We start from the raw sequence: 25,809 nt of genomic DNA, 5'->3' as shown, positions 1-25,809 counted from the left end.
AGTGTAATTAGGATGTTATGAGTATAGCTTTCTAAAGCTCAGGAAAGTTGTGTTTTGATATAAGGAAATGTTTGATTATTGTCATGTTGAAGTTGGCTTATAATTTAAAACTGACAAAATACAAACATTTCTGCATAACACATTAAAACTTTATCGGTGTTGGAAGCGATACAATCGAAATGAACAGGAGGATGGTAAAGTGGATGATTTACAAGTATATAAAGCACCTAAAGATATCCCGGGACGTGAGGATTATAAGGTTAGAGTACGGCAGCCTGAAGGAGAATGGCATAGCTTGTTTATTTACGAGGTTAAGGTAGATATGCATGAGGTGCGTCCTGCATCCATGGCTTATTTTGATCTGGAAGGTACAGTAGAAGTTGAAGTCACCTGTCTTTATACGGAGATTGATTGTGTGAACATTGCTCCGGCTTCGCGAGGGATCTCTTACGAATATCATGGAAATACCATTTTGTTTAAGCTAACAGGTCCGCAAAAGTTATCGATTGAGATCAACGGTGATATTTTTCGAAATCTGCATTTATTTGCTAACCCTAAGGAGAAGGATGCCCCTCAACCAGAGGATGCTAATGTTCTAGTAGTCCAACCGGGTATACACCGGAAACCTGATCTTTTACGGCTGCTGGATAATGCCGCTGCTGATCCTCGTGAAAAAAGGAAGGTGCTTTATTTCGCTCCAGGCACACATTATATAGAAGAAACAGTATTGCCGGTCCCTTCGGAAACCACGGTGTATCTTGCCGGAGGTTCAGTGCTTGTAGGTTCCTTGGTATGCGAGGGAGTTCATGATGTATCCATTCGTGGTCGCGGTATAATTTATCTTGCGGATTTTCATCGATTCTCGGCCTTTCGAGGGATACGAATTATTTTTTCGCGATCCATAAATGTGGAAGGTATTACCGTGATTGATCCGCCACATTACAGCATTTTCATCGGGCAGTCTGAGCAGATTGTGATTGATAATTTCAAATCGTTTAGCACTCGGGGGTGGTCTGATGGCATTGATATTATGTCTAGTTCCGAGGTTAGAATCCGGGATGTTTTTATGCGTAATTCGGATGATTGTATTGCTATTTACGGCTCGAGATGGGATTTTTATGGGGATACCCGTAATATTAGCGTTCGTGATTCCATTCTGTGGGCGGATGTCGCTCATCCATTAATGATTGGTACACATGGGGACCATGAACGGAACGGGGACACCATTGAGTCTATTGTTTTTGCAAATATTGATATCTTGAATCATCACGAACCGCAAGAGAACTATTGGGGGGCACTGGCGATTAATGCCGGGGATCGAAATAGGGTATGTAATGTTCTATATGAAAATATACGTGTAGAGCGTATTGAGCGGGGGCAGCTAATTGATGTGCGGGTGGTCTATAACAAGGATTACAATCCAGAGCCGGGGACAAGCATCCGGGACATTACATTTCGCGACATCAGCTATAGCGGGACGGCCAACCCTTCACGAATTTATGGATATGACGAAGAGAGAGCTGTTGAAAATGTGACCTTTGTCAATTTAAGGATCAATGGTGAACTGGTGGACGCCCCCCGCCCAGAGCTGATAGATATTAATCATTTTGCTAAAAATATACTCTTCGTTACTGAAAAAAATACGGTTGTGTAGATTGGATCTAATTACTTTTTCTATATTTTAATGGCGTCGTCCCTAGGACTCTTTTGAACAGTTGATTGAAATATGAGGCATTTGGAAAACCAACAGTGATTCCGATTTGCTCCACAGGCAGGTCTGTCGTTCCTAACAAGCGGCAGGCCTGTTTGATCCGGCGGGCAGTCAGATAATCAACAAGCCTTCCTCCGGTTTCCTGATGAAAGATTCTGGAGATATAGGATTTGGACAAGTGAATCTCCTCAGCTAACTGATCCAGATTAACCTCCTCATGATAATGCTCTTCGATAAAACTCATGATTTTCTCAGAATAGCGCAAGGTTCGCCGTTCTCCTGATTGGAATACATGCTGATCTTCAGTTCCTATATTGCTCAATAATTGAAGAATTAACAGTGAAATGTCTTCGGTATCCTCAGTCAGACTGACTTTTTTATTGTGATTATATTGCTCCAGAATCCACTCCACAGACTCAACGTGATCCTTAAGATCAAAGGCACAATGTGTATTTTTCCCTTGCCAAAGCGCTGTGAATAAAGCCTTCCTTTTCGCAAAACCCTCCAGCAGGTGTTCAGCAACATGTGGATCAATGTAGAAGATGGTTCGTTCAAAAGGACACTCGGGAGAAACCTCAGAATAGATCCGGTGCAGCTGATAGGGCTGGAAAAAGAATAACATTCCCCTGCGGATATCGTACATCTGCTGATTCACAACAACGTTTCCCTGTCCGCCATACACGAACATGACTTCACAGCATTGATGCCAGTGATAATAACCTTTGTAATAGTCGTCGGTATATATTTTATAATCCCAAATCAAGGTCTTATGTTCTTCAAAAACAACAGGTTCGAACAGCTGCTTCATAGGCCCTCCAAGATGACAAAATACAAACATTTTCTTATATCTCATTATAACTTTAATCGTTATGAAAGCGATACAATAAATACGTTAAACTATGAAAAATCCGGTAGTGGAGGGTAACATTATGACGCAAAAAATTGTTAATCCGGTGTTGGCAGGTTTTCATCCAGATCCGTCTTTTATTAGAGTAGGGGATGATTATTATATCGCAACCTCTACTTTTGAATGGTTTCCAGGTGTAGAAATTCATCATTCCAAGGATCTAGTTCATTGGCATTCCATTTCACGTGTGCTGACAGAAGCCTCACAAGTAGATCTGCGTGGTAACGTAAGCTCTGGTTCCATTTGGGCACCCGCGCTTTCTTATGATCAAGGCGTATTTTATCTGCTATTTACAGATGTGAAATCTCGCAAAAGTGTATATAAAGATCTGCATAATTATTTAATTACAGCGACGGAAATCATGGGCCCGTGGAGTGAGCCGGTTAGACTTAATGGCAGCGGATTTGATCCATTTTTGTTCCATGATCTGGAAGGGACCAAATGGCTGCTTAATATGCGTTGGGATTTCCGTAAAAATCACAATAACTTCTCTGGCATCGTTATGCAGCAATATGACCCGGAGACTGGCAAATTAACGGGACCTATCCATGAAATTTATAAAGGGACACCTATCGGAGTGACCGAAGGTCCGCAATTGTACCAGAAGGATGGGTACTATTATTTGCTGACAGCAGAAGGGGGCACCGGCATCAACCATATGGTCACCTTAGCTAGAAGCCGAAGCCTCACAGGTCCTTATGAGACGGATCCGGATTTCCCGATTATGACCACGGCACATGATCTGACCTACCCGTTTCAGCAAGCAGGGCACGGATCGCTCGTTGAGACTCAGAATGGGGACTGGTACATGGCGCATTTATGCACACGTCCGATTCCGGGAACGTCAACGATGAATCCGTTAGGCCGGGAAACTGCGATTCAACGTTGTGAATGGACAGAGGATGGCTGGTTGCGATTGGCCCACGGAGGGAAGCTGCCTGCATTGGAGACCGTGGCTCCTGACCTGCCGATATTCACTTTTGAGGAGCTGCCAAACAGAGATGAATTTGATGGAGAGGTTCTTGGATTTCCATACCAAAGCTTGCGTGTACCTTTTGATGAATCTTGGGTTAGCTTGAAGGAACGTCCGGGTTTTCTTCGTCTGCGCGGCAGAGAGTCATTAGCTTCACTGCATGATCAGAGTTTAATTGCCCGGCCGATTCAACATTTTGAATGCTTAGCTACAACCTGTCTGGAATTCGAGCCGGATAGCTTCCTGCAAATGGCTGGGTTAGTCCTCTATTATGATGACAGTGATTACTATTATTTGCGTGTTACCGCAGATGAGATTCGTGGAACTAGTTTGGGCGTTGTGCTGTGTAGAGGTGGCAAATACGATGAGATTTCCTCTATGCAGCTATCTGTGAAAGATTGGGATCGTTATTATCTAAAGGCGGAAATTCATGGACGTGATCTGTTGTTTTATGCTTCATCAGACGGGGTGAATTGGACAGCTGTCTGTACTCCCTTAGATTTTGGTACGCTTTCGGATGAATATGGCGGCAAGCTTGGCTTTACCGGTTCCTATGTCGGGGTATGTGCTCAGGATTTGGATCAGCAAGCGAAGCCGGCTTATTTTGACTATTTTGAATATAAAGCTTTATAGGTGTTCGGAAAAACCATAACATTCTTCATAGTCTATTTTAGGATAAAATGTTAATTTTTACTTATCTTACATAGAAAGGGATGTTTGTGATTTTGAAAAAGACTTTTAAAGTTGCACTAACCTGCACGCTCTTGCTGAATCTGGCCCTGTCCTCTGCTGCAATGGCCGCACCCATCGACGTCGACGTGAGTAATTTGAAAGAAGTCCAAACTTCTGGACCGGAAAAGGTTTGGGTTGGAGAATGGAAGGGCGACGATACGATTATTGTGGACACACAAGGAAATGTTACTACAGTTGGAGAACTCAAAGAGTCATCAAGCTTTGTACCCCCGGCAGATGACAATCTTATTAATAATGAATTGTTAGCACCGGAGCTAATAACACCTACTTTTGAACCTGATTCTCCGCAAGCAACTCTAGCTTCCGCTTATGGTCATGCGTGGCCCTATACAGCCGAAAATAGTTATGGGATTAACTGTTATGGTTATGCCTTAAGATTTCCAGGGGCAATCAACCCTGGTGATGGAGACGGGGTCTCAAATGTCAGAGATCCTGCCTATTTTACTAACGTGTATTATACTGCTGGTCTTGTGGTTCAAGATGGCAATACGAATCCTTTATACTTTAAGCCGGGTTGGCGGATACTTCCGGGCCGAACTGCAGCGATTAATTCCGATGAACATCGAATTGCACTAAGAGTGGGATGGATCGACTCAAATGGTAATGGTAAAGTCGATATTCCTGAGGATAACGTTGATTACCACTTCATGCTTCAAAATAGCTCAGGTCTATGGTCAGAGAAACATGGACATCAAGCGTCTCAAAATACGGGAATTTCAGATCCTAGCAATTTCGTCTGGAGCAATGGCTCTCTTTATGGTTTTTACAATAGCGTAACCGTTTATATTGCTGCAAAAGTATTTTAGAATTTCATAAAACATTACGTATGGAATAGCGATAGTCTTTTTTTTGAAGATTATGGCTATTCTTTTTTAGTGTCGAATTGTTTATGAGATGTTGTATACACTTTTGAGTTTTAATGTGATACAATTAAATTGTACACAAATTAAAATAAGGTGGTTATTTTGATGGTATGGGTAGCTAATATTATGGTCGGTGTTGTTGCGTTAATACATATCTATATTGTTTATTTAGAAATGTTCGCTTGGTCAAAGCCAAAAGGGCTTCGAGTCTTTGGAATGACACAGGAAGTTGCGGATGCTTCTAAAACACTGGCAGCGAACCAAGGGTTATACAATGGATTTTTGGCGGCAGGTTTAATTTGGGGATTGGTTCATCCGAATGTAAATTTCGGTCATCAAATTGAAATCTTCTTCTTATCAACTGTTATAGTGGCAGCGTTATATGGCGGACTGACGGTGAAAAAGTCTATTTTATTTATGCAAGGACTGCCAGCTTTAATTGCATTAATCCTCGTGGTTTCGATTTAAGATAACATAGAAGTAATCGATTAGGTTTCTACCTCGCGTACTTGCGTGGTGGAAGCCTTTTTTGCGTAAGATCAAGAAATTATTGGGTAATGAAATGCGCTGGATTAAAAACAGGAATTATGGATGGTGTACCAAGAAACAACAGAGAATTGGTTGATTAATGTGTTTTAGGTACAGGTGTGGTCCTTAGATAAGATGTAAGGGACTTTAACAAACCCATTGCATGCTTGTGTGGGCTGAATGAGTAGATGAAATGGCGTTTAATCTGAAAGTTCTAGACTTTTAAAGTAAATTCTCATCATAAAAAAAGAGCTGCTACCCAGCAGGGAACACCTGTCAGGGAAACAGCTCTTTTTATGTGTCTGGTTTAAATGAGGATCTTATTTAATAGAGGCTGCATAAATTGCTTCTACAGATTTGGAGAGGAGCGCGTTAAACTCTTCTTCTGACTGCCCAGCACTTAGTCCCTGTGATAACGCACGTGAGAAGCTGGCGATCAGTCCTTGATTATGGGCGAGCTTATCGTTGGCCTCCGCTTGTGTGTAACCGCCGGACAAAGCGACAATTCGCAAAACATGAGGATCATCCACTAATTCGCGGTAGAAATTATTCTCCGTTGGGATGGAGAGCTTAAGCATGACCTTCACGTCTTTGCCCAGCGTAGACAATTGGGCCGATAGTTCTTCTTTTAGCAGCTTCTCTGAAGCCGTTTTATCAGCACTGTGGATATCAACTTCCGGTTCTATAATAGGTACGAGTCCCGCTGCTAAAATCTGCTTACCGATTTCAAACTGCTGTTCAACCACCTTTTTGATACCGGAAGGATTAGCCTCTTTAATCACCGAGCGCATTTTTGTACCAAAGATGTTACGTTCGTTGGCCCGCTTCAGAAGATCACTCAAGCCGGGAATAGGCTTCATTAGTTGTACTCCGTCTTCAGGGTCGGCAAGACCTTTATCGATTTTCAGGAAAGGCACAATCCCTTTTTTCTCCCATAGAAAATCGGCAGTATATTGCCCGTCTATGGAACGATCCATTGTGTTCTCAAATAAGATTGCACCCAGTATATGCTTTGAATCAAATGCAGGGCTCTTGATAATGCGCGTTCTCATCTCGTGAACCAACCCATACATTTGATCTTCATTAGAGTAACTGTCCTCTGCAACACCATATTGCAGCAGCGCTTTTGGTGTACTGCCACCACTTGATCCAAGGCAGCTATAAATCCCTGTCCCGTCCGAATTCTTTCCCATTGCTCCATATTCATGAAAATACTCCTTCCTTTCGTGAACTGAATGAAAAATCTTATGTTCATTAACTATAACACTTAATGTACCGGCTCTAAACAAATGGCATTGTAAACTTGGCTGGTAACTAGTCTATTGTGAGGTGGTTTGAATCTGCGTTATAAGGACTTCCGGATCTAATTGATCCATGGGGATGACGAGGTATCTACGTGTAAGGTCTCCTGAGTCCGATCTCAAGATGGTGCAGACTTGCAATCTAAGCATACGAGAACGAATCGACGTTTGAGGTCACTTTTTGGTCGAGTAGCTGCATCTGAGTCCAATAGCATGGCGAAATGGGCTAAATCTGCGAAATAGCGTCTCCTGAGTCCGGACTATCGATGGCGAGTACTTGCAGCGTCCGCAGACGAGAACGAATCGACGAATAGCGTCATCTGAGTCCAAACCCATAGTTAGTGAAGACATGCAGCCTCAACTGACGAGTACGAATCGACGTTTGAGGTCACCTGAGTCCGGACTAGCCAAGATTGATGAAACTACAGCATCGTTCGGACTGTATTGCAGCTATTTAGATTTTTTGGAGTATTATTCAGAAGTATCGGACTGCATAGCTCTTATTGCCAAGTATTTGCTCCAAAGAGGGGTGGATTTGGTTCAATAGCTGCATCTGAGTCCGATAGCATGGCGAAATGATCAAAATCTGTGAAATAGCGTCTCCTGAGTCCGAACCCATAGTTAGTGTGGACATATAGCCTAGGTTGACGAGTAAGCATCGTCGTATAATGTCAGCTGAGTCCGGACTAGCAAGATTGAAGATACTACAGCATCGTTCGGACTGTATTGCAGCTATTTGGTGTTTTTGGAGCATTATTCAGAAGTATCGGACCGCATAGCTCTTATTACCAAGTATTTGCTCCAAAGAGGGGTGGATTTGGTTCAATAGCTGCATCTGAATCCGATAGCATGGCGAAATGACCAAAATCTGTGAAATAGCGTCTCCTGAGTCCGGACCGTCGATGGCGAGGACGTGTAGCCACCGCAGACGAGTAAGAATCGACGTATAGCGTCACCTGAGTCCAAACCCATAGTTAGTGAAAACATGTAGCCTCAACTGACGAGAACGAATTGACGTCTGAGGTCATCTGAGTCCGGACTAGCAAGATTGAAGATACTACATTACCGTTCGGACTGTATTACAGCTATTTACAGTTTTTGGAGCATTATTTAGAAGTATCGGACCGCATAGCTCTTATTGCCAAGTATTTGCTCCAAAGAGGGGTGGATTTGGTTCAATAGCTGCATCTGAGTCCGATAGCATGGCGAAATGGGCTAAATCTGCGAAATAGCATCTCCTGAGTCCGGACCCATAGTTAGTGTGGACATCCAATCTCGTCAGACGAGTGTGAAGTTACGTGTAAGATCTCCTGAGTCCGGACTAACCAAGATTGAAGATCTACATCATCGTTCGGACTGTATTGCAGCTATTTGGTGTTTTTGGAGCATTTTTCAGAAGTATCGGACTGCATAGCTCTTATTGCCAAGTTTTTGCTCCAGAGAAGAGCGAATTAGGTTTAATAGCTGCATCTGGGTCCGATAGCATGGCGAAATGGGCTAAATCTGCGAAATAGCATCTCCTGAGTCCGGACCATACATGGTGTGGACATAAAGCCTCGGCAGACGAGTAAGTATCGAAGTAGAATGTCACCTGAGTCCGAACCCATAGTTAGTGTGGACATAAAGCATCGGCAGACGAGAACGAATCGACGTTTGAGGGCACCTGAGTCCGTTTTCTCCACGGTGTGGTCATACAGCCTCCGCAGACGAGTACGAATCGACGTATAAGGTCTCCAAGGTCCGATATCGCCGCATCGGAGATGCGGGTAAACATAATGTTACTCCAAGCAGAAACTAAAGACGCTCTATGCGAACTTTAAAGTGATCCCCCAAAGCGCACACCTAGCAAACTTAAGGACAATCCCAATGGTTCACTTAGCAAACTTCAAGACATTCACAGGGGACACCTAGCAAACTTCAAGACATTCACAGGGTACACCTAGCAAACTTCAGGACAATCCCAATGGTTCACCTAGCAAACCTTAACCTATCCCCAATGGTACTCTCTGCAAACGTCATCTCATCCCCAATCGTTCTCTTCACAGACTCCAAATCACTCCAATGTGCTCAGCGAAAATTCCTTCGAAGTATTCTCAAGTAATATTCCTCGAAGCAGTCACTTTTTATGCTTAATTCCCAAACTTGGAATCAAATCGCATAGTCTTCATCAAGGCGCGCGAGACCAAACCACTCTATTACTTAAAGTTAGTTTGAAACACAGGGGAAGGATGAGCTTATTTAAGCGACTGGGAATTTTGTTTATGTTGTAAACAGCTTTGGATGAAGAATTTTAAATCAGAGTGTGTAAAGTCAGAACGCCAAAAGCCATGCTGGGAGCGGGTTGTTATCTTATTTGCGGATTATTTCCTAGTAAATTAATACGAATAATCCAATAAGATAATTGGTGTGACATTAATCATAATTACCAATTCGAAGCTTTGTGAAAATAATAACTTTTCGTAAATGTCGAAATGAGGTTGACGAATAAAAATATCAGTCGTATGATTGATTCTACTGAGTATGCTAGTAATTAAAAGTAAGTTAATAAATAATATATAATAGCGGGAGGAATGAAAGTGGAATCATCAACATTTGTGCTTTTTGGCGCTACAGGAGATTTAGCAAAACGTAAAATCTATCCTGCACTATATAACCTCTTTTTAGATGGTCAAATTTCAGGTCCTCTCTCAGTGATTGGATTAGGAAGAAGAGAAGTTTCAACTGAAGCTTTCCGTAAGCAAGTCCTGCAATCTTTGCAGACATTTTCTAGACAGCCGGCAGTAGAATCTCCACAGTTGCAGGTTTTCTTGGAAGCTTTTGAATATAGCGTTCTAGATGTAGGTAATACAGAGGATTATTTGAAGCTCCTGGAGCATGTTAAACGTCGTGAGCAATTTTTTAACATTCCGGAGAATCGGATGTTCTATTTATCGGTGGGTCCTGAGTTTTTCAAGGAAATTGCCGCCAATATTCACTCCAGTGGTCTGGGATCTACGAAGGGCTGGAAGCGTCTGATAATTGAAAAGCCTTTTGGTACAGACTTGCAAACAGCAAGAGAGTTAAATGACAGCTTGAATGCCGTATTTACTGAAGAGGAGATTTTCCGAATTGACCACTTCTTGGGTAAACCGATGGTTCAGAATCTGGAAGTTCTAAAATATTCAAATCCTGTGCTTAGAGCACTGTGGAAAAATCGGTATATCGCAAATGTGCAAATTACGGCGAGTGAGATTGTTGGCGTTGAAGAACGGGCAGGCTATTATGATAAAGCTGGGGCACTTCGTGATATGTTCCAGAACCATATGCTGCAATTGCTCATGATGATGGCGATGCAGCTTCCAAAAGGCAGTACACCTGAAGAGATCCGTGGGAAGAAAAGATATGTCATGGAGCGTCTCATTCCGCTAAGTAAAGACGAAGTTAATCAATATGTTGTCCGCGGACAATATGCTGAAGGTGAAATTAAAGGTAAATCTGTTGCAGGCTACTTAGATGAACCAGGAATTAGCCAATCCTCACAAAATGAGACGTTTATTGCAGCGCGTTTGTTTATAGATGATCCATTGTGGAATGAAGTTCCGTTCTATATCCGTACCGGCAAGAGAATGAAAGAGAAATCAACAAGAATTGTTATAGAATTTAAAGAACCGTTTAATGATAACAATAACAAAAATAAAGGAAATGACGTTCCAAATCTACTCATCATCGAGATCGGTCCGAATGAAGCCATTACGCTTCAGTTGAATACGAAGGATCAGCTGCAAAAAGGGAAACTTGAACCTGTCCTCGCTACTTATGAAGCCGGAACTTCAGACGTACCAGAAGCTTACGAAAATCTAATCTTTGATGCACTTCGTGGTGACGCCACTTTCTTCGCTCATTGGAAAGAAGTCGAGCTGTCATGGCAATGGGTTACACCAATCCAGGAAGCTATGGAAGAGGGGCTAATGCCACTTCATACCTATGCTTCAGGTTCTTATGGTCCAGATGCGGCTATGGAGCTTTTGGGTGAAGACCGCTGGTGGTTTGATGATACAGATCAGGAGTCAGATCTTCTCGACGCTCAAGCAGAAGTTGCAGCAGCGCAGGAATCTATACGGCCAGGGGCTTAAGCCCCTGCCTGTTTTTTTTGCCAATTTAGCTAAAATACATCACAAGAATCTATAAATCGGAGGGAATTTACATGAAAGTAGGATTAGTTGGGTTAGGAAAAATGGGTTTTAATTTGGGTCAAAATTTGCTGGATCATGGACATGAGGTTGTTGCTTTTGATCTGAATGCACCTGCTGTAGAAGAAATGAAAGCTAAAGGCGCTAGTGGAGCAGTAACGCTTCCAGAATTGGTACAGCAATTGGAAACACCAAGAATCATTTGGATCATGGTTCCGCATCAGGTCGTTGATTCTGTAATCGCTGAACTTACTCCACAGTTGTCTAAAGGTGATATCGTTATTGAAGCAGGAAACTCGCATTATAAGGAATCGATTCGTCGGTATGAGGAATTGAAGGAGCACGGAATTCACTTTATGGATGCAGGTACCTCTGGCGGTATGGAAGGGGCGCGTAATGGCGCTTGTTACATGGTTGGCGGAGATCCCGAAGCTTGGGAAGTTGTGGAGCCTATTTTCCGTGATACAGCTGTAGAAAGCGGCTTTTTATATGCTGGTAAAGCAGGTAGCGGCCATTTTCTAAAAATGGTGCATAACGGTATCGAATACGGCATGATGGCTGCTATCGGTGAAGGTTTTGAGGTTCTGGAAAAGAGTGAATTTGACTACAACTTTGAGGAAGTAGCTCGGGTGTGGAATCACGGCTCTGTAATCCGTTCGTGGCTGATGGAACTTGTGGAACGCGCCTTCTCGAAGGACGCTAAACTAGATGAGATTAAGGGCATTATGCATTCGTCTGGTGAAGGCAGATGGACGCTTGAAACCGCCTTTGATTTACAAGCGGCGACTCCGGTCATCGCAATGGCGTTATTGATGCGTTACCGTTCCCTTGAGACCGACACATTCACTGGAAAAGTAGTTGCTGCACTGCGGAACGAGTTCGGCGGACACGCTGTGGAAACTAAATAAGATTGGCCGACTCTGAATTGAGTGTTTACAAGCTCGAATTTCCCGCAATTTATATTGCGGAGAAATTTGGGCTTTTTATTTTAAGGGGAATAGATAATGGGAAGTATAGATGGAGTACGAATTTAATGCAGTTTACATATTTTAGGGGTAGAAGGGTAAGTTAGGAAGCAAGGGGGAGATTTCATGCAAAGTGGAATTCGTGAGCGACTTCATTTTCTAAATAAATTTCTGCATGCGCCCCGACAATATGGTAGTGTAACTCCCAGTTCACATTGGCTGGCCCAGACGTTGCTTGATCCAGTGCCTTGGAACCAAGTGCATTCTATGGCTGAGTTGGGTGCGGGGACTGGTGCAATCACAAGGTTTATTCCGCGTGGAGAAAAGACCGGTATGAATGTTCTTCTATTTGAAATAGATCCTGATTTTCGCAGTCAGTTAAGAGAGGAATTCCCCGGATGTTTCTGCAACAACGATTGTCTCCGGCTGCGTCTTGCGCTTCATAACAGCAGTCTGGAGAAGCTGGATTGTATCGTGAGTAGTTTGTCTTTGATGAATTTCTCGAAGCCAGACCGCACTAGGTTTATGGAACAGATCATTTCTTCTTTAAAAGAAGGAGGGTGGTTTATAACCTATGAATATTTTCCGCGGATGAAAACAGAGTTGAGCCAGCATTTTGAGATCCTACACACGAAGTGGGTGCTGCTGAATTTTCCACCAGCGCTTATATATATTTGCAGGAAAAAAACTACAACGCAAGTGCAACGCGAAAATCCCAAATCAACAGTCAACGTAGTCCCAATCTCTCAGGTTTATACAAAAAGATAATCATCTCCATACAACAAATGCCGTCACCCATTACTCATTGGGGAACGGCATTTTTAAATGGGCTGCGAAGGCGTTTGAGCCCGATTAATAGAGAAGCTCAATATTCTCTTTGTTCAGGCGCTTCAACCAAACCTCAGAAGGCTGGCGGTCTGTGATCAAAAAGTCGATTTGGCCAAGCTCGATCAGCTTCGTAAAGGCGGTCTTATCGAATTTGGTGTGATCGGCCAGGAGTATGACCTTGTTAGCTTGACGTAGCATATATTTCTTGAGCTCACACTCCGGTTCATTAGAATCTGTGATGCCTCGCTCCATATCTATTCCTTTACAACTGATAACCGCAGTGTCCACATTGTATCTTTGAATGGTGTCATGTGCTACAGGACCCACGAGTGACATGGATCGGTAACGTAAAGAACCTCCGGTAGAGATGATATCCATCCCAGAATTCGAGAACTCATGCAAAATATTAATCGAGTTCGTAATAATGGTCAGATTGTTTTTATTGCCAAGCAGTTTTAGAAACTCAAAGGCTGTGGAGCTAGGATCCACCATTAACGTATCTCCATCATTGATTAAATCTAGCGCCTTAAGGGCGATTCCCCGTTTGATATCTGTATTCAGCGCATTGCGTGTAACAAAAGGCAAATCCTCGTTCGTGTGACGATTCAGCATGGCCCCGCCATAGGTTCGGCTTAGAATTCCATCCTTCTCCAGCTTCTCCAAGTCTCTGCGTATCGTCTCTTCTGTAACTTCAAACATCCGGCTTAGATCAGAGACTAATACTCGTTTATCCTGATGAACAAGATCTATTATTTTTTTGCGTCTTTCAGCTGCAAGCATAGGGATCACCTTTCCGAAATCTGTATATTCCTTAATCATAGCTCCAAATATCTGTGTTTTGCAATAAAATCAACGTAAAATCATGTTTGTTTTCCAATAATATTCACAAAACGGATATAAAACAAATAAAAACAACATAAATAATATTTAAAATGTTGACAACAAAGATTTGCGGGCATACGATGAAGGAGAAAATAAGTCCTGTAGTGGTAATTAGATTTGAAAGATACCAGAGCCGGCCCAGTTGCGATTTAGAGGCCAGCCTGAGGCGCTGCAGCCGGAATACTACGCTCTAGCTTGCAGAGTTGTGTGTAAAACTTTGGTGTTGATAAATTAACTTTAGGAGGCTGGTCAAGCATGAGCACGCATGTGTATTATGTTCCATCGATCAATATTATGGGCAAGGGATGCTTGCAGGAGATTGGTCCATACATCCAAGAGCTTAAATTAAAAAAGGCGCTTGTTGTTACGGACAAATTCCTTATGAAAAGTGGCATTGCTGGTAAATTGCTGACGGTATTGGACGAAGCGGAGATTGAATATGCCATCTATGATGAAGTGAAACCCAATCCGACCTGTAAAAATGTCCACGATGGCGTTGATTATCTCAAAGCGCAGAATTGTGATTATCTGATTTCCATTGGCGGTGGATCACCACAGGATACTGCCAAAGCCATTGGTATCATTGCCACAAATGGCGGTCATATCAAAGAATATGAAGGTGTACACAAGTCTAAGCATAAATCACTGCCGATTGTCGCCGTGAATACCACTGCTGGTACTTCGGCTGAAGTGACCATTAACTATGTAATCACAGACGAAGAACGCAAAGTGAAGATGGTTATGGTAGATAAGAACAGCCTTGCGACGATTTCAGTCAACGATCCTGAGCTTATGGTTGATAAACCCGCTGCACTTACCGCGGCCACGGGTATGGATGCATTGACTCATGCGATTGAAGCGCTGGTGACGCCGGGAGCATATCCGGTAACCGATGCTACGGCACTAGCCGCAGTGGAGCTTATTTTTGCTAATCTGGCTCGTACTGTGAAGAATGGCCATGATATCGAAGCGCGTGAACAGATGGTATACGCGATATTCCTTGGCGGATTGGCTTTCAATAATGCGGGGCTTGGTTATGTGCATGCGATGGCGCATCAGCTGGGCGGCGTATACGATCTGCCGCACGGCGTATGTAACGCGATGCTGCTGCCTTTTGTGGAAGAAGAAAATGCCAAATATGTGCCTGAGAAATTCAGATCCATTGCTAAAGCGATTGGACTTAATGTAGAGAACCAAACGGATAAACAATGCGCAGATTTCGTAATTGAGTCGATCAAGGCGTTGTCTAAAGAAGTAGGGATTCCAGCCAAATTATCCGAGCTTGGTGTAGAAGAAGTAGATCTTGATCTTTTGGCTGAAAATTCGATGAAGGATGCTTGTGCACCAGGGAACCCTTTTATTCCTACTAAAGAAGAAGTTATTACACTGTTCAAAAAAATATTATAAATCACCCCTTATCATAGGAGATTGTTTATGAATAATCACATCGCCGTTGACATCGGTGCCTCAAGTGGGCGGCTGGTGCGCGGAATATTGCAAGAAGGTATTCTTTCCTTAGAAGAGCTTCATCGCTTTAGCAATAGCTTTACCGAACAAGAGGGTTCCTGTTTCTGGGACATTGATTATTTAGTAGAGCAGATTATGATCGGGCTTCGGAAGGCTAAAACCGATGGAATTACTACCTGTACGCTCGGTATTGATACATGGGGTGTAGATTATGTGCTGGTAGATGCGGACGGGAATCGTGTTCAGGAAGTATACGCCTACCGGGACCGCAGAACGGATCTGGCTGTGGATCAGGTGGCACAGCAGCTTTCACCACAAACCGTCTATGAAAAGACAGGAATCCAGCAGTTATCCATCAATACCTTGAATCAGTTATATGTTCATAAAGAAGAAGAGCTAGCGCAAGCGGATCAGATTTTACTTGTACCAGATTATCTATATTACCGACTGACTGGCCGCAAAATCAACGAGGTTACGATTGCATCTACAACACAGCTGTTGAATCTGGAAAGCCGGGATTTTGACGATGACCTATTAGAATTTTTGAATATCAGGAAAGATCAATTTGCAAAATTAACTGAGCCTGGTGTAGTGGTTGGTCCTCTTGACGAAGCTTTAATCCAACAATATGACCTGCCTGAATGCCAGCTGATCTGTGTGGCATCCCATGATACAGCCTCAGCAGTGCTAGGTGCTCCACTTCAAGAAGGCTCAGCTTATATCAGCAGTGGAACTTGGTCTTTACTCGGTGTAGAAAGAACGGAGCCTCTAAATTCTCTAAAAGCCATGCAGGCTAACTACACCAATGAGTGGGGAGCCTACGGAACTTATAGATTCCTCAAAAATGTAATGGGCTTATGGCTTATTCAAGAGGTTCGCAGATTACTGAACAATTGTTATAGTTTTGCGGAGCTTGCAGAGCTTGCACAGGGAGAAGAGGGGTTTCGCAGCCTGATCCCTTGTAATGCACCAAGGTTTCTTAATCCATCGAACATGATAGAAGAAATCCGCAGTGCCTGTATGGAGAGTGGGCAGCCCGTTCCGGAGACACCTGGACAGTTAGCACGTTGTGTTTTTGACAGCTTGGCGTTATCCTATCTAACTTATTTGGAAGAGTTGGAGGAGCTGACAGAACGTCGGATCGAGGGATTGCAAATTGTCGGCGGCGGGGCGAACAATCGGCTTTTATGCCAACTAACCGCTGACGTTATCGGCAGGGAAGTAAAGGCTGGACCAACGGAAGCGACTGCTCTAGGAAATATAGTAGTGCAGATGATTAGCACAGATTCCATTGCAGACATAACTGAGGCAAGAGCTATTATCGAACAATCTTTTGAAATAACATCATACATTCCGCAGCCGATCAAGCATTTTAATAACATTCTAAATCGCTGGAGAAGCCTTCATCTGTCCAAGGTGAATGAGCTTATCTAAGCGAAACAGACTTGCACTAATTTAGGAGGATAAACAGCATGGATCAGAGCATTATCACTAGTTATAACGAAGCCAAAAAACTATACGCAGCCCACGGTATTGATGTGGATAAAGTGCTGGAGCGACTCGCGCAAATTAAAATTTCCATACATTGCTGGCAGGGTGATGATGTAAAAGGTTTTCTTTTTAAGGAAAAAGAACTAAGCGGGGGCATTGCGGTAACGGGAAGTTATCCGGGCCGGGCGGGTACACCAGATGAACTACGTCAAGATTTAGAAAAGGCGTTGTCTCTTATTCCTGGTAAACATAAGGTTAACCTGCATGCTATTTACGCAGATACAGATGAACCTGTAGATTTGGATGAACTAGAGCCACGACATTTTCAATCCTGGGTGGATTGGGCGAAGGAGCAGGGCTTAGGGCTTGATTTTAACCCTACTTGTTTCTCACATCCGAAAGCAGCCGATGGATTCACTCTCAGTCATTCGGACGCGGAGATTCGGAATTTCTGGATCAGACACTGTAAAGCTTCACGTACGATCGCTGAGCATTTTGGGCGGGAGCTGGGTCAGCCTTGTGTGACGAACTTTTGGATTCCAGACGGATATAAGGATACGCCAGTAGATCGGCTAGCTCCGAGAGTACGTTTAAAAGAGTCGCTGGATGAGATTTTTAGTCAGGAAATAGATCCGCTTTATAATATGGATGCCTTGGAAAGTAAACTGTTTGGAATTGGTTCTGAAAGCTATGTGGTTGGCTCTCATGAATTCTATATGGGTTATGGTTTAACAAATGGAAAAGCGATCTGTTTGGATGCGGGACATTTTCATCCTACAGAAGTGATTTCGAATAAATTATCTTCGATTCTGATGTTCAGTGAGCAGCTGCTGCTGCATGTCAGCAGACCTGTCCGCTGGGACAGTGACCATGTGGTAACAATGGATGATGAGCTGCTGGAAATCGCCCGTGAATTGGTTCGCGGGGATTTACTTCCTCGTACGAATATTGGATTGGATTTCTTTGATGGCAGTATCAATCATCTCGCGGCATGGGTCATTGGCACCCGCAACACTATTAAGGCGTTGCTGCGTGCGATGCTGGAACCAGTGGAAGAACTTAAGCAAATCGAGCGGTCCGGGGATTATACTTCACGTCTTGCTCTGGTAGAAGAGTTCAAATCGTATCCGTTTGGAGCGGTCTGGGATTACTACTGTGCATCACAAGGTACACCGGTGCGTGAGCAATGGCTTACTGAAGTGAAAAATTATGAACAAGACGTTTTGTCTTTAAGATAGAAGTGGATACGGAGAGCAGCAAATACAAAGGAGAGAATAGACTATGAGTACATCCTTGTTAGAATCAAAAGGTTATATTGCCAGCAGTGAAGCTCCATTTATTCAGGAAATGTCAGAGATCACCCGTCATATGTGGGAGCTTGGCTGGGATGAACTGAATGGTGGGAATGTCAGCTATTTGCTGGATGAGAACGAGGTGGCTAAGTATATTAATGTACTGGAGCCTTTGCGTACGATCAAACTCACCTTTCCGGTAAAAGAATTAGCAGGCAAGTATTTTATCGTAACAGGTTCGGGCAAATATTTCAGAAATGTGATTAAAGACCCTGAAGCGAATTTGGGTGTGTTAAGGGTTAGCGGCAATGGCGAAAGTGTGGAAGTATTGTGGGGATTGCGGAATGGTGCAGTTCCTACGAGTGAGCTCGCTTCGCATTTTATGAGTCATATTGAACGTTTGAAAGTAGATCCCACACACCGTATCGTGCTGCATACACATGCTACAAATGTTATCGCGATGACCTTCACGCATGATCTGGACGAACTGAAGTTTACCAAAACGTTATGGGAAATGTGCACAGAGTGCCTTGTTGTTTTCCCTGATGGGGTCAGTGTTATTCCGTGGATTGTTCCGGGCAGCAGTGAAATCGGCCGTGAGACTGCCAAAAAAATGAAGGATCACCGTTTAGTCATCTGGCCGCAGCATGGGATTTTTGGCACTGGCTCCACCATGGATGCTACCTTTGGTCTAGTAGAAACGGTTGAAAAGGCTGCGACGATCTACAACCTGATTGGCGGTAGAGAAATCAAACAAAAGATCACAGACCAACAGCTATGGGATTTAGCTAAAGCATTTGGAGTTACACCTAAAGCGGGGATTCTTGAAGTCTAGAGAGTCATTATAATTTGGTGAAACCGGGCAATCGTAGATTCTGCGAGGTCCGGTTTTTGTTGTCTTTTTCTTAAAATTTGCATTTCCCATCTTTTGGGTAGATAATAAGCTTACTTAAAGTAATCAATTAATAAATTGGAGGTAACATATGAATACAGAGCAACTATTTTTACCTTTTCAAGTGGGGAATCTTTCGCTGTCGAACCGATTTGTAATGGCGCCGATGACACGCGCGCAGTCTCCGAAGGGTGTGCCGGGAAGCAATGTTGCCGCTTATTATCGTAGACGTGCAGAGGGTGGAGTGGGATTAATTGTTACTGAGGGTACTGCGATAAATCATCCAGCGGCTGTCAGTCACCAAGATATTCCTAATATACATGAAGAAGCATCTTTAGAAGGCTGGAAGAAGGTTGTGGAAGAGGTTCACGCAGCTGGCGGCAAGATCATCCCGCAGCTTTGGCATGTGGGGATGGCGCGTACAATCGGCGAGTATCCTAACGTTGAAGCCCTTCCTGTAGGCCCTTCGGGTCTTAATTTAGCAGGTGAGCCGGTGACAGAGCCGCTGACCACAGAAGAGGTTGAAAGTTTAGTAACAGCCTTCGCTCAAGCGGCGGCAAATGCCAAAAGCGTTGGCTTTGATGGCATCGAGCTGCATGGCGCTCACGGGTATCTGATAGACCAGTTCTTCTGGAATAGAACGAATAAACGTACCGATCGTTACGGTGGCGATTTGGTAGGAAGAACAACATTCGCTGTCGAGATCATTAAAGCATGCCGTCAAGCGGTTGGACCAGACTTCCCAATTGTGCTGCGCTTTTCCCAGTGGAAGCTGGGGGCGTATGATGAGAAGCTGGCGAAGACTTCAGAAGAACTTGCGAGTTTCCTGGCACCGCTTAGCGAAGCGGGTGTAGATATCTTTCATTGCTCGACCCGACGCTTCAGTCAACCTGAATTTGCTGGCTCTGATCTTAATTTAGCTGGGTGGACTAAGAAGCTTACCGGGAAGCCGTGTATTACAGTAGGCTCTATTGGCCTGCAAAGCGATTTCTTCGAGGAAGATAAAGCTCAGAAGCCTGAGGATAATATTGATGAGTTAACTGAAAGGTTCGATCGGGAGGAGTTTGATTTGGTTGCAGTGGGCAGAGCGCTTATTAGCGATCCGGCTTGGCCTGCCAAAGTACAAAGTGGAGCGATAGACGAAATCATCCCATTTACTCCTGAAGCGACGAATACGCTTTACTAAAACTAGCAGAATATACAATGACTATTTTTTTAGGTAAGAGGTTGTGTAACTGTTTCAAGAGGAGTGTATCTGCTTATAATAGTAGCATACCCCCCTTAATATGATAGAACTTGACCCTGCCAAACGTTGGCGGGGTATTTTTTTGTCGATATGCAACGCTTCATTACATCATTAATAGACCGGGCACTTCTATGTTAGGCCAGCATTATGTTATAATTTTAAATTAGCAAAGTATAAAAATAATTGTTGAACAATAGAGGACGTGAAAACAGCATGACAAAGGGGAACCATAACTCACCGGACTTAAAATCCGGCAAGGGTTCTAAGGATTATTCGAAATATTTTGATTTTAGTGATGCAAAGGTAATTAGTGAAGAGGAAGGTAAGGTTACTTACCGGATTAAAGGAAGAAATGTGCAAATTAATAGCCAGCCTGACTATAAAGAAGGAAAACGGCGCGGCAAGGAAGAAATAGAAGTGCATTATGATTTCGAGATTCCTGAAGAGATGCAGAATTTCGGAGTGGGCAAATATTATCATATAACGACTTATGGCTGCCAAATGAATGAGCATGACACGGAAACGATGAAGGGCCTATTGGAACAGATGGGCTACCGCAGTGTCGCTGACCGGAATGACGCGGATCTCATTTTGCTGAATACTTGTGCGATTCGGGAGAACGCCGAGGATAAGGTATTTGGAGAGCTAGGACATCTTAAGAACCTGAAGATCGAGAAGCCGGGTCTGTTGTTAGGGGTATGCGGTTGCATGTCCCAAGAGGAAGGCGTAGTCAACCGGATTATGTCAAAGCATGGCTTCGTGGATATGATCTTCGGTACGCATAATATTCACAGGTTGCCACACCTCATTAAAGAAGCGGTATTTAGTAAAGAGCTTGTGGTTGAGGTATGGTCCAAAGAAGGCGACATTATTGAGAACTTGCCGAAGAAGCGGGAAGGCATGCGCGCTTGGGTGAACATTATGTATGGTTGTGATAAGTTCTGCACGTATTGCATCGTACCGTTTACACGCGGTAAAGAACGCAGTCGTCGTCCAGAGGACGTTATCGCTGAGGTGAGAGAGCTTGCGCGCCAAGGCTTCAAGGAAGTAACGCTATTGGGGCAGAATGTAAATGCTTACGGTAAAGATTTTACGGATATTGATTACACCTTCGGGAACCTGATGGATGATATGCGTCTGATTGATATTCCGCGCATTCGCTTCATGACATCGCATCCACGAGATTTTGACGATAAATTGATTGAGGTTTTGGGCAAAGGCGGCAACTTGGTGGAGCATATCCATCTGCCGGTTCAATCGGGAAGTACTGCCGTTCTTAAGAAAATGAGCCGTAAATATACCCGGGAAGCTTATCTGGAATTAGTACGCAAGATTAAGATAAGTGTGCCGAATGCTGTATTAAGTACCGATATTATCGTTGGTTTCCCTGGGGAGACTGATGAGCAATTTGAAGATACCCTATCGCTTGTGCGTGAGGTTGGGTATGATATGGCATATACGTTCATTTATTCTCCACGTGAGGGCACACCAGCAGCGGCGATGGAAGATAATGTACCGATGTCGGTGAAGAGTGAACGTCTGCAAAGATTAAATGATCTCATCAAAGAGAACAGCCGGATCATTAATGACCGGATGCTGGGTGAAGTTGTAGAGGTGCTGGTTGAAGGGGAGAGTAAGAATAACTCCGAAGTCCTTTCCGGCCGTTCCCGCGCTAACAAGCTGGTCCATTTTGAAGGTCCTAAGGAGCTTATCGGCACATTTGTAAACGTGAGAATTACAGATACCAAAACATGGTACATTAAAGGGGATATTGTGGTCGAGGCCGCAGCTGTTCATTAATCACATACGAATGGGGAGATGACTAATGAGTACAGAAGAACAACAGTTGAATAAATATGGAATGAAAACTTATAATACCCGTGATCTGATCGTTCGCGAGGATATTATGGGCAAAGCTAAAGAACTAGCATCATTAATCTCAACCAGTGAAGAGGTACGCCATTTTCAGCAGGCTGAGCAAAAAATTCTTAATCACGAGCGTGTGCAAGGACTGATTGCGACCATTAAGAAAAAACAAAAAGAAATCGTGGCCTTCGAAAGCTTCAATAATAAAGATATGGTCGCCAAAATTGAACGTGAAATTGAAGTGCTGCAAGATGAGATCGACGGTATTCCAGTCGTGAACGAATTTCAGCAAAGCCAGAGCGACATTAATTATTTGCTTCAGCTGGTAATTTCCGTGATTAGAGATACCGTTTCGGAAAAAATAAATGTGGAAGCCGGCACTGAAGCGCCTCCGACCACATGCGGATAACCCACACTCAGTTCAGGGGGCGGATGCAGATCCGTCCCTTTATTTCAATATAAGAGGTAGAAGTAAAGTACATGAATATACATAATCCTTATAATTCAACGACAACGTCGTTTCTCATATAGTCTTTTTTGTAGGATAATGTAAAATAATGGAATTCATCTGTTGATTTATGAAGAACATGTTTGGTACATTTAAAGATACGAATAAGTAAAACTACAGCTTCGGAAAAGGATGGGGCAATTATGAGCGACAATGGGGAATTAACCTATAACGCCAAAAAATATCGTACACCGGATGGTGTTCCGGCCGACATTGTAATGTTTACACTGACCAAACGCGAGCGGAAGACGGTCACCAAGACGCTGCCTTTACGTGAGTTGAAGGTAATGTTAATTAGACGGAAAAAATGGCCATGTGCAGGCATGTGGGCTCTACCAGGCGGATTCTGTCAGGAAGATGAGTCTATATATGATGCTGCAACTCGTGAGCTGAAAGAAGAGACCGGTGTCGATGGAGGTCACTTAGAATATCTTGGGGTTTATAGTACACCTGGCCGCGACCCTCGGGGATGGATTATCAGTCATGCCTTTTTCGCTTTAGTAGAAGAGTGGATGCTGGAGCAAAGACAAGCTTCCGACGATGCGGGTGAAGTGGGTTTATTTACGTTGCAGGAAGCGTTAGAAGAACTGGAGCTCGCTTTTGACCACCATGAAATCATCAAGGATGCATACGTACGTATCCAACAGCAAATGCTGCAGACAACGATAGCAAGACAGTTTTTGCCTAGGCATTTTACGCTAAGTGAGCTTTATCAGGTAATTCAGACAGTAGTGCCAGAATTTAAAGAACCAAATTTTATTCGTAAAATCACGTCAACACGCAGCCGTCAGGGTATATTAAAAGAAGTGAGAGATGAAGAGGGCAATGCACTCAGCTCCAATCAATACTCACAACGCCCGGCTCAGTTGTATATGTTTACAGATCACGAGCCATTGTTGTCCATTTATACGTAGTGTCTTAAATCAGGGGAGGGACGATTCTCATGAGAGCACTAATAGTAATTGACTTTACCAATGATTTTGTCGATGGGAATTTACCGGTTGGGCAGCCTGCAATCGATATCGAGCCAAGAATCAGCCAATTAACGTCTGAGTTTGTCCAAAATGGCGATTATGTTGTAATGGCTGTGGATTTACATGAAGACAATGATCCTTATCATCCCGAGAGTAAACTGTTTCCACCTCACAATGTACGAGGGACTAGAGGGCGGGAGCTTTATGGAAGTTTGAAAACTGTTTATGAAGCTGACCAGGATTCCATCTATTGGATGGACAAAACTCGATATAGCGCTTTTAGTGGAACTGATCTGGAGATTAAGCTGCGGGAACGTGGCATTACTGACCTTCATTTGATTGGCGTATGTACAGATATATGTGTTTTGCACACTGCGGTGGATGCATATAACAAAGGTTTTACTATTACTGTGCACGAAGATGCGGTCGCCAGCTTCAACGCGGATGGACATAAATGGGCACTAAATCATTTCCGGGGAAGTTTAGGAGCAGACGTTGTTAAGGCATAATACTATAAAAAACATACACATACAGCAACGTGGATATTAGGAGATGAGGACTTGAAGAGAGAACTTGCGCTACATACAGATAAATATCAGATCAATATGATGTATGCTCACTGGGTGAATGGAAGCCATAAGCGAAAAGCTGTATTTGAAGCTTATTTCCGCAAATTGCCTTTCGGAAACGGCTATGCCGTGTTCGCAGGATTAGAGCGTATCGTGGGGTACATCGGCGGCTTGCGTTTCACCGAAGATGATATCCGTTACTTGTCGGAGCAAGAAGAAAATTACGCTCCTGCTTTTTTGGAAGAATTGCTGCAATTTCATTTTCAGGGCAACGTTTATTCGATGAAAGAAGGGGCGTTGATTTTCCCGGATGAACCGCTAATCCGTGTGGAAGGGACGATCATGGAAGCGCAGCTGGTGGAGACCGCTATTCTGAACTTCATGAACTACCAGACGCTGATCGCTACGAAGGCTTCCCGAATCAAGCAGGTAGCTCCGAATGATATACTCCTGGAGTTTGGTACCCGTCGGGCACAAGAAGCGGATGCGGCGGTCTGGGGCGCTAGAGCGGCCTATATCGGCGGCTTTGATGCAACCTCCAACATGCTGGCAGGTAAAATGTTTGGCATCCCTACCAAAGGTACACATGCTCATTCTTGGGTTCAGAGCTTCAGCAGTGAGCAGGAAGCTTTTGATGCTTATGCCAAGGTGATGCCGGATGAAGTTACACTATTAGTTGATACCTTCGATACGTTGCGCAGTGGTGTGCCGAATGCGATTAGAACCGCCAAAAAGCTTGAAGCTCAAGGTAAAAAGATGATCGGTATCCGTTTAGACAGCGGTGACTTGGCCTATCTATCCCGGCAGGCACGGAATATGCTGGATGAAGCGGGGCTCGATTATGTGAAGATTGTGGCGTCCAACGATCTGGATGAGAATACAATCATGGATCTGAAGCTGCAAGGTGCAGCCATCGACACATGGGGTGTAGGCACACAATTGATTACGGCTTCGGATCAACCCTCTTTGGGTGGAGTTTATAAGCTGGTAGAAATTGAGTCCGCAACTGGAGAAATGGTACCGACAATCAAGATTTCTTCTAACCCTGAAAAAGTATCCACACCAGGCAGCAAGGACGTATTCCGGATTATCGGGAAAAATGGCAAAGCGCTAGCAGATTATATCTGCTTCCCGGAAGAGGAATCTCCACGTAACGGCGGTCGGGTGAAGCTGTTTAATCCGCTGCATCCATACATGCACAAGTATGTGGAGCGTTATGAAGCGCTGCCTATGCTTGAGCCGATTTACGTGAACGGCTTTCAGGTCTATACTTTGCCGGATCTGAATGAAGTTCGCCGTTACCATCGGGAGCAGAAGGATCTGTTCTGGCCGGAATATCTGCGTAAGCTCAATCCAGAGGTGTACCGGGTGAATCTGAGTGAGAAGGTCTGGACCAGCAAGCAGCAATTGATCGCGGAGCATATTCAGCCGGAGATTGAGTAGGTTTTGTAGTTTCGATGGAAAGAAGCACGGGAAGATTAGATTCCCGTGCTTTTTTGCGTTTGGGTGAAGCTTGCGTTGGGTGAAGCTTGCGTTTGTTAACTTCGAAAGCCGTGAGTTTATTTTCTGAAAGTATATTAAGCTAGTTTGTCCGCGTATATCTGATTTGGCTTTTGTTGCATTT

Annotated in this window: 19 protein-coding genes and 1 pseudogene; 17 read left to right on the top strand and 3 right to left on the bottom strand. The window is 43.8% G+C overall.

Features of this window, described 5'->3' with window-relative positions:
• The first annotated feature begins 199 nt into the window (after positions 1-199).
• Complete coding sequence (locus MHH89_RS08870; protein WP_076194660.1) at positions 200-1,654, top strand: glycosyl hydrolase family 28 protein; 1,455 nt, start codon at positions 200-202, stop codon at positions 1,652-1,654.
• A 7-nt stretch (positions 1,655-1,661) separates the two neighbouring features.
• Here MHH89_RS08870 and MHH89_RS08865 read toward each other — a convergent pair whose 3' ends face one another.
• On the bottom strand, positions 1,662-2,519 hold the full coding sequence (locus MHH89_RS08865) for an AraC family transcriptional regulator (protein WP_076128265.1): 858 nt from the start codon (positions 2,517-2,519) through the stop codon (positions 1,662-1,664).
• A gap of 121 nt (positions 2,520-2,640) precedes the next feature.
• On the opposite strand from MHH89_RS08865, the gene MHH89_RS08860 reads away from it, so the two are divergent.
• The 3 genes from MHH89_RS08860 (at position 2,641) to MHH89_RS08850 (ending at position 5,675) form a co-directional block, all read left to right on the top strand.
• A complete protein-coding gene (locus MHH89_RS08860; protein ID WP_076281682.1) occupies positions 2,641-4,224 on the top strand; it encodes a glycoside hydrolase family 43 protein in 1,584 nt (527 codons plus the stop codon).
• Between the two features lie 92 nt (positions 4,225-4,316).
• A complete protein-coding gene (locus MHH89_RS08855; protein ID WP_248548765.1) occupies positions 4,317-5,150 on the top strand; it encodes a hypothetical protein in 834 nt (277 codons plus the stop codon).
• A gap of 162 nt (positions 5,151-5,312) precedes the next feature.
• A complete protein-coding gene (locus MHH89_RS08850) occupies positions 5,313-5,675 on the top strand; it encodes a DUF1304 domain-containing protein (RefSeq protein ID WP_076128270.1) in 363 nt (120 codons plus the stop codon).
• A 380-nt stretch (positions 5,676-6,055) separates the two neighbouring features.
• On the opposite strand, the pseudogene MHH89_RS08845 reads toward MHH89_RS08850, so the two are convergent.
• A pseudogene (locus MHH89_RS08845) lies at positions 6,056-6,942 on the bottom strand (fructose bisphosphate aldolase).
• A 2,670-nt stretch (positions 6,943-9,612) separates the two neighbouring features.
• On the opposite strand from MHH89_RS08845, the gene zwf reads away from it, so the two are divergent.
• The 3 genes from zwf (at position 9,613) to MHH89_RS08830 (ending at position 12,938) form a co-directional block, all read left to right on the top strand.
• Complete coding sequence (gene zwf / locus MHH89_RS08840; RefSeq protein ID WP_076278115.1) at positions 9,613-11,148, top strand: glucose-6-phosphate dehydrogenase; 1,536 nt, start codon at positions 9,613-9,615, stop codon at positions 11,146-11,148.
• Positions 11,149-11,219: 71 nt separating this feature from the next.
• Positions 11,220-12,113, top strand: a complete 894-nt coding sequence (gene gnd / locus MHH89_RS08835) for a phosphogluconate dehydrogenase (NAD(+)-dependent, decarboxylating) (protein ID WP_036688068.1) — start codon at positions 11,220-11,222, stop codon at positions 12,111-12,113.
• Positions 12,114-12,296: 183 nt separating this feature from the next.
• Positions 12,297-12,938: a class I SAM-dependent methyltransferase gene (locus MHH89_RS08830; RefSeq protein WP_076194673.1), complete on the top strand. Its 642-nt coding sequence runs from the start codon at positions 12,297-12,299 to the stop codon at positions 12,936-12,938.
• A gap of 84 nt (positions 12,939-13,022) precedes the next feature.
• Here the strand turns inward: MHH89_RS08830 and MHH89_RS08825 are convergent, their stop codons facing one another.
• Positions 13,023-13,778 carry a DeoR/GlpR family DNA-binding transcription regulator gene (locus tag MHH89_RS08825; protein WP_076100077.1) on the bottom strand — a complete coding sequence of 252 codons (756 nt, stop codon included), beginning with the start codon at positions 13,776-13,778 and terminating at the stop codon, positions 13,023-13,025.
• A 357-nt stretch (positions 13,779-14,135) separates the two neighbouring features.
• On the opposite strand from MHH89_RS08825, the gene MHH89_RS08820 reads away from it, so the two are divergent.
• The 10 genes from MHH89_RS08820 (at position 14,136) to MHH89_RS08775 (ending at position 25,628) form a co-directional block, all read left to right on the top strand.
• Entirely contained in the window at positions 14,136-15,287 is a 1,152-nt protein-coding gene (locus tag MHH89_RS08820) for an iron-containing alcohol dehydrogenase (protein ID WP_076194676.1), read from the top strand.
• Between the two features lie 27 nt (positions 15,288-15,314).
• A complete protein-coding gene (gene rhaB, locus MHH89_RS08815; RefSeq protein ID WP_076304065.1) occupies positions 15,315-16,781 on the top strand; it encodes a rhamnulokinase in 1,467 nt (488 codons plus the stop codon).
• Positions 16,782-16,819: 38 nt separating this feature from the next.
• Complete coding sequence (rhaA, locus tag MHH89_RS08810) at positions 16,820-18,076, top strand: L-rhamnose isomerase (RefSeq protein ID WP_076128282.1); 1,257 nt, start codon at positions 16,820-16,822, stop codon at positions 18,074-18,076.
• A 43-nt stretch (positions 18,077-18,119) separates the two neighbouring features.
• On the top strand, positions 18,120-18,965 hold the full coding sequence (rhaD, locus tag MHH89_RS08805) for a rhamnulose-1-phosphate aldolase (protein WP_036688060.1): 846 nt from the start codon (positions 18,120-18,122) through the stop codon (positions 18,963-18,965).
• A gap of 148 nt (positions 18,966-19,113) precedes the next feature.
• Positions 19,114-20,208 (top strand): NADH:flavin oxidoreductase, encoded by a 1,095-nt coding sequence (locus tag MHH89_RS08800; protein ID WP_280753103.1) that lies wholly within the window; start codon positions 19,114-19,116, stop codon positions 20,206-20,208.
• Positions 20,209-20,481: 273 nt separating this feature from the next.
• Complete coding sequence (gene miaB, locus MHH89_RS08795; protein WP_038571650.1) at positions 20,482-22,068, top strand: tRNA (N6-isopentenyl adenosine(37)-C2)-methylthiotransferase MiaB; 1,587 nt, start codon at positions 20,482-20,484, stop codon at positions 22,066-22,068.
• Positions 22,069-22,093: 25 nt separating this feature from the next.
• Complete coding sequence (locus tag MHH89_RS08790) at positions 22,094-22,543, top strand: RicAFT regulatory complex protein RicA family protein (RefSeq protein WP_076128288.1); 450 nt, start codon at positions 22,094-22,096, stop codon at positions 22,541-22,543.
• 242 nt (positions 22,544-22,785) lie between these two features.
• On the top strand, positions 22,786-23,556 hold the full coding sequence (locus MHH89_RS08785; protein WP_036688055.1) for an NUDIX domain-containing protein: 771 nt from the start codon (positions 22,786-22,788) through the stop codon (positions 23,554-23,556).
• 29 nt (positions 23,557-23,585) lie between these two features.
• On the top strand, positions 23,586-24,125 hold the full coding sequence (locus MHH89_RS08780; RefSeq protein WP_076194688.1) for a cysteine hydrolase family protein: 540 nt from the start codon (positions 23,586-23,588) through the stop codon (positions 24,123-24,125).
• 51 nt (positions 24,126-24,176) lie between these two features.
• Positions 24,177-25,628 carry a nicotinate phosphoribosyltransferase gene (locus MHH89_RS08775; protein WP_076194691.1) on the top strand — a complete coding sequence of 484 codons (1,452 nt, stop codon included), beginning with the start codon at positions 24,177-24,179 and terminating at the stop codon, positions 25,626-25,628.
• The last annotated feature ends 181 nt before the right edge of the window (positions 25,629-25,809 follow it).

This window comes from Paenibacillus sp. FSL H7-0323, assembly GCF_038002725.1.
Lineage (GTDB): Bacteria > Bacillota > Bacilli > Paenibacillales > Paenibacillaceae > Paenibacillus_AQ > Paenibacillus_AQ odorifer.
The sequence above is the reverse complement of the archived record's forward strand: the minus strand, read 5'-3'. Positions and strand labels throughout refer to the sequence as shown.

Excerpts from the sequence above, each read along its gene's own strand:
- MHH89_RS08790 (WP_076128288.1), top strand. The coding sequence starts at position 22,094 with ATGAGTACAGAAGAACAACAGTTGAATAAATATGGAATGAAAACTTAT.
- gnd (WP_036688068.1), top strand. The coding sequence starts at position 11,220 with ATGAAAGTAGGATTAGTTGGGTTAGGAAAAATGGGTTTTAATTTGGGT.
- MHH89_RS08850 (WP_076128270.1), top strand. The coding sequence starts at position 5,313 with ATGGTATGGGTAGCTAATATTATGGTCGGTGTTGTTGCGTTAATACAT.
- MHH89_RS08820 (WP_076194676.1), top strand. The coding sequence starts at position 14,136 with ATGAGCACGCATGTGTATTATGTTCCATCGATCAATATTATGGGCAAG.
- miaB (WP_038571650.1), top strand. The coding sequence starts at position 20,482 with ATGACAAAGGGGAACCATAACTCACCGGACTTAAAATCCGGCAAGGGT.
- MHH89_RS08825 (WP_076100077.1), bottom strand. The coding sequence starts at position 13,778 with ATGCTTGCAGCTGAAAGACGCAAAAAAATAATAGATCTTGTTCATCAG.
- rhaA (WP_076128282.1), top strand. The coding sequence starts at position 16,820 with ATGGATCAGAGCATTATCACTAGTTATAACGAAGCCAAAAAACTATAC.
- rhaD (WP_036688060.1), top strand. The coding sequence starts at position 18,120 with ATGAGTACATCCTTGTTAGAATCAAAAGGTTATATTGCCAGCAGTGAA.
- MHH89_RS08785 (WP_036688055.1), top strand. The coding sequence starts at position 22,786 with ATGAGCGACAATGGGGAATTAACCTATAACGCCAAAAAATATCGTACA.
- MHH89_RS08830 (WP_076194673.1), top strand. The coding sequence starts at position 12,297 with ATGCAAAGTGGAATTCGTGAGCGACTTCATTTTCTAAATAAATTTCTG.
- MHH89_RS08860 (WP_076281682.1), top strand. The coding sequence starts at position 2,641 with ATGACGCAAAAAATTGTTAATCCGGTGTTGGCAGGTTTTCATCCAGAT.
- MHH89_RS08865 (WP_076128265.1), bottom strand. The coding sequence starts at position 2,519 with ATGAAGCAGCTGTTCGAACCTGTTGTTTTTGAAGAACATAAGACCTTG.
- MHH89_RS08780 (WP_076194688.1), top strand. The coding sequence starts at position 23,586 with ATGAGAGCACTAATAGTAATTGACTTTACCAATGATTTTGTCGATGGG.
- rhaB (WP_076304065.1), top strand. The coding sequence starts at position 15,315 with ATGAATAATCACATCGCCGTTGACATCGGTGCCTCAAGTGGGCGGCTG.
- MHH89_RS08800 (WP_280753103.1), top strand. The coding sequence starts at position 19,114 with ATGAATACAGAGCAACTATTTTTACCTTTTCAAGTGGGGAATCTTTCG.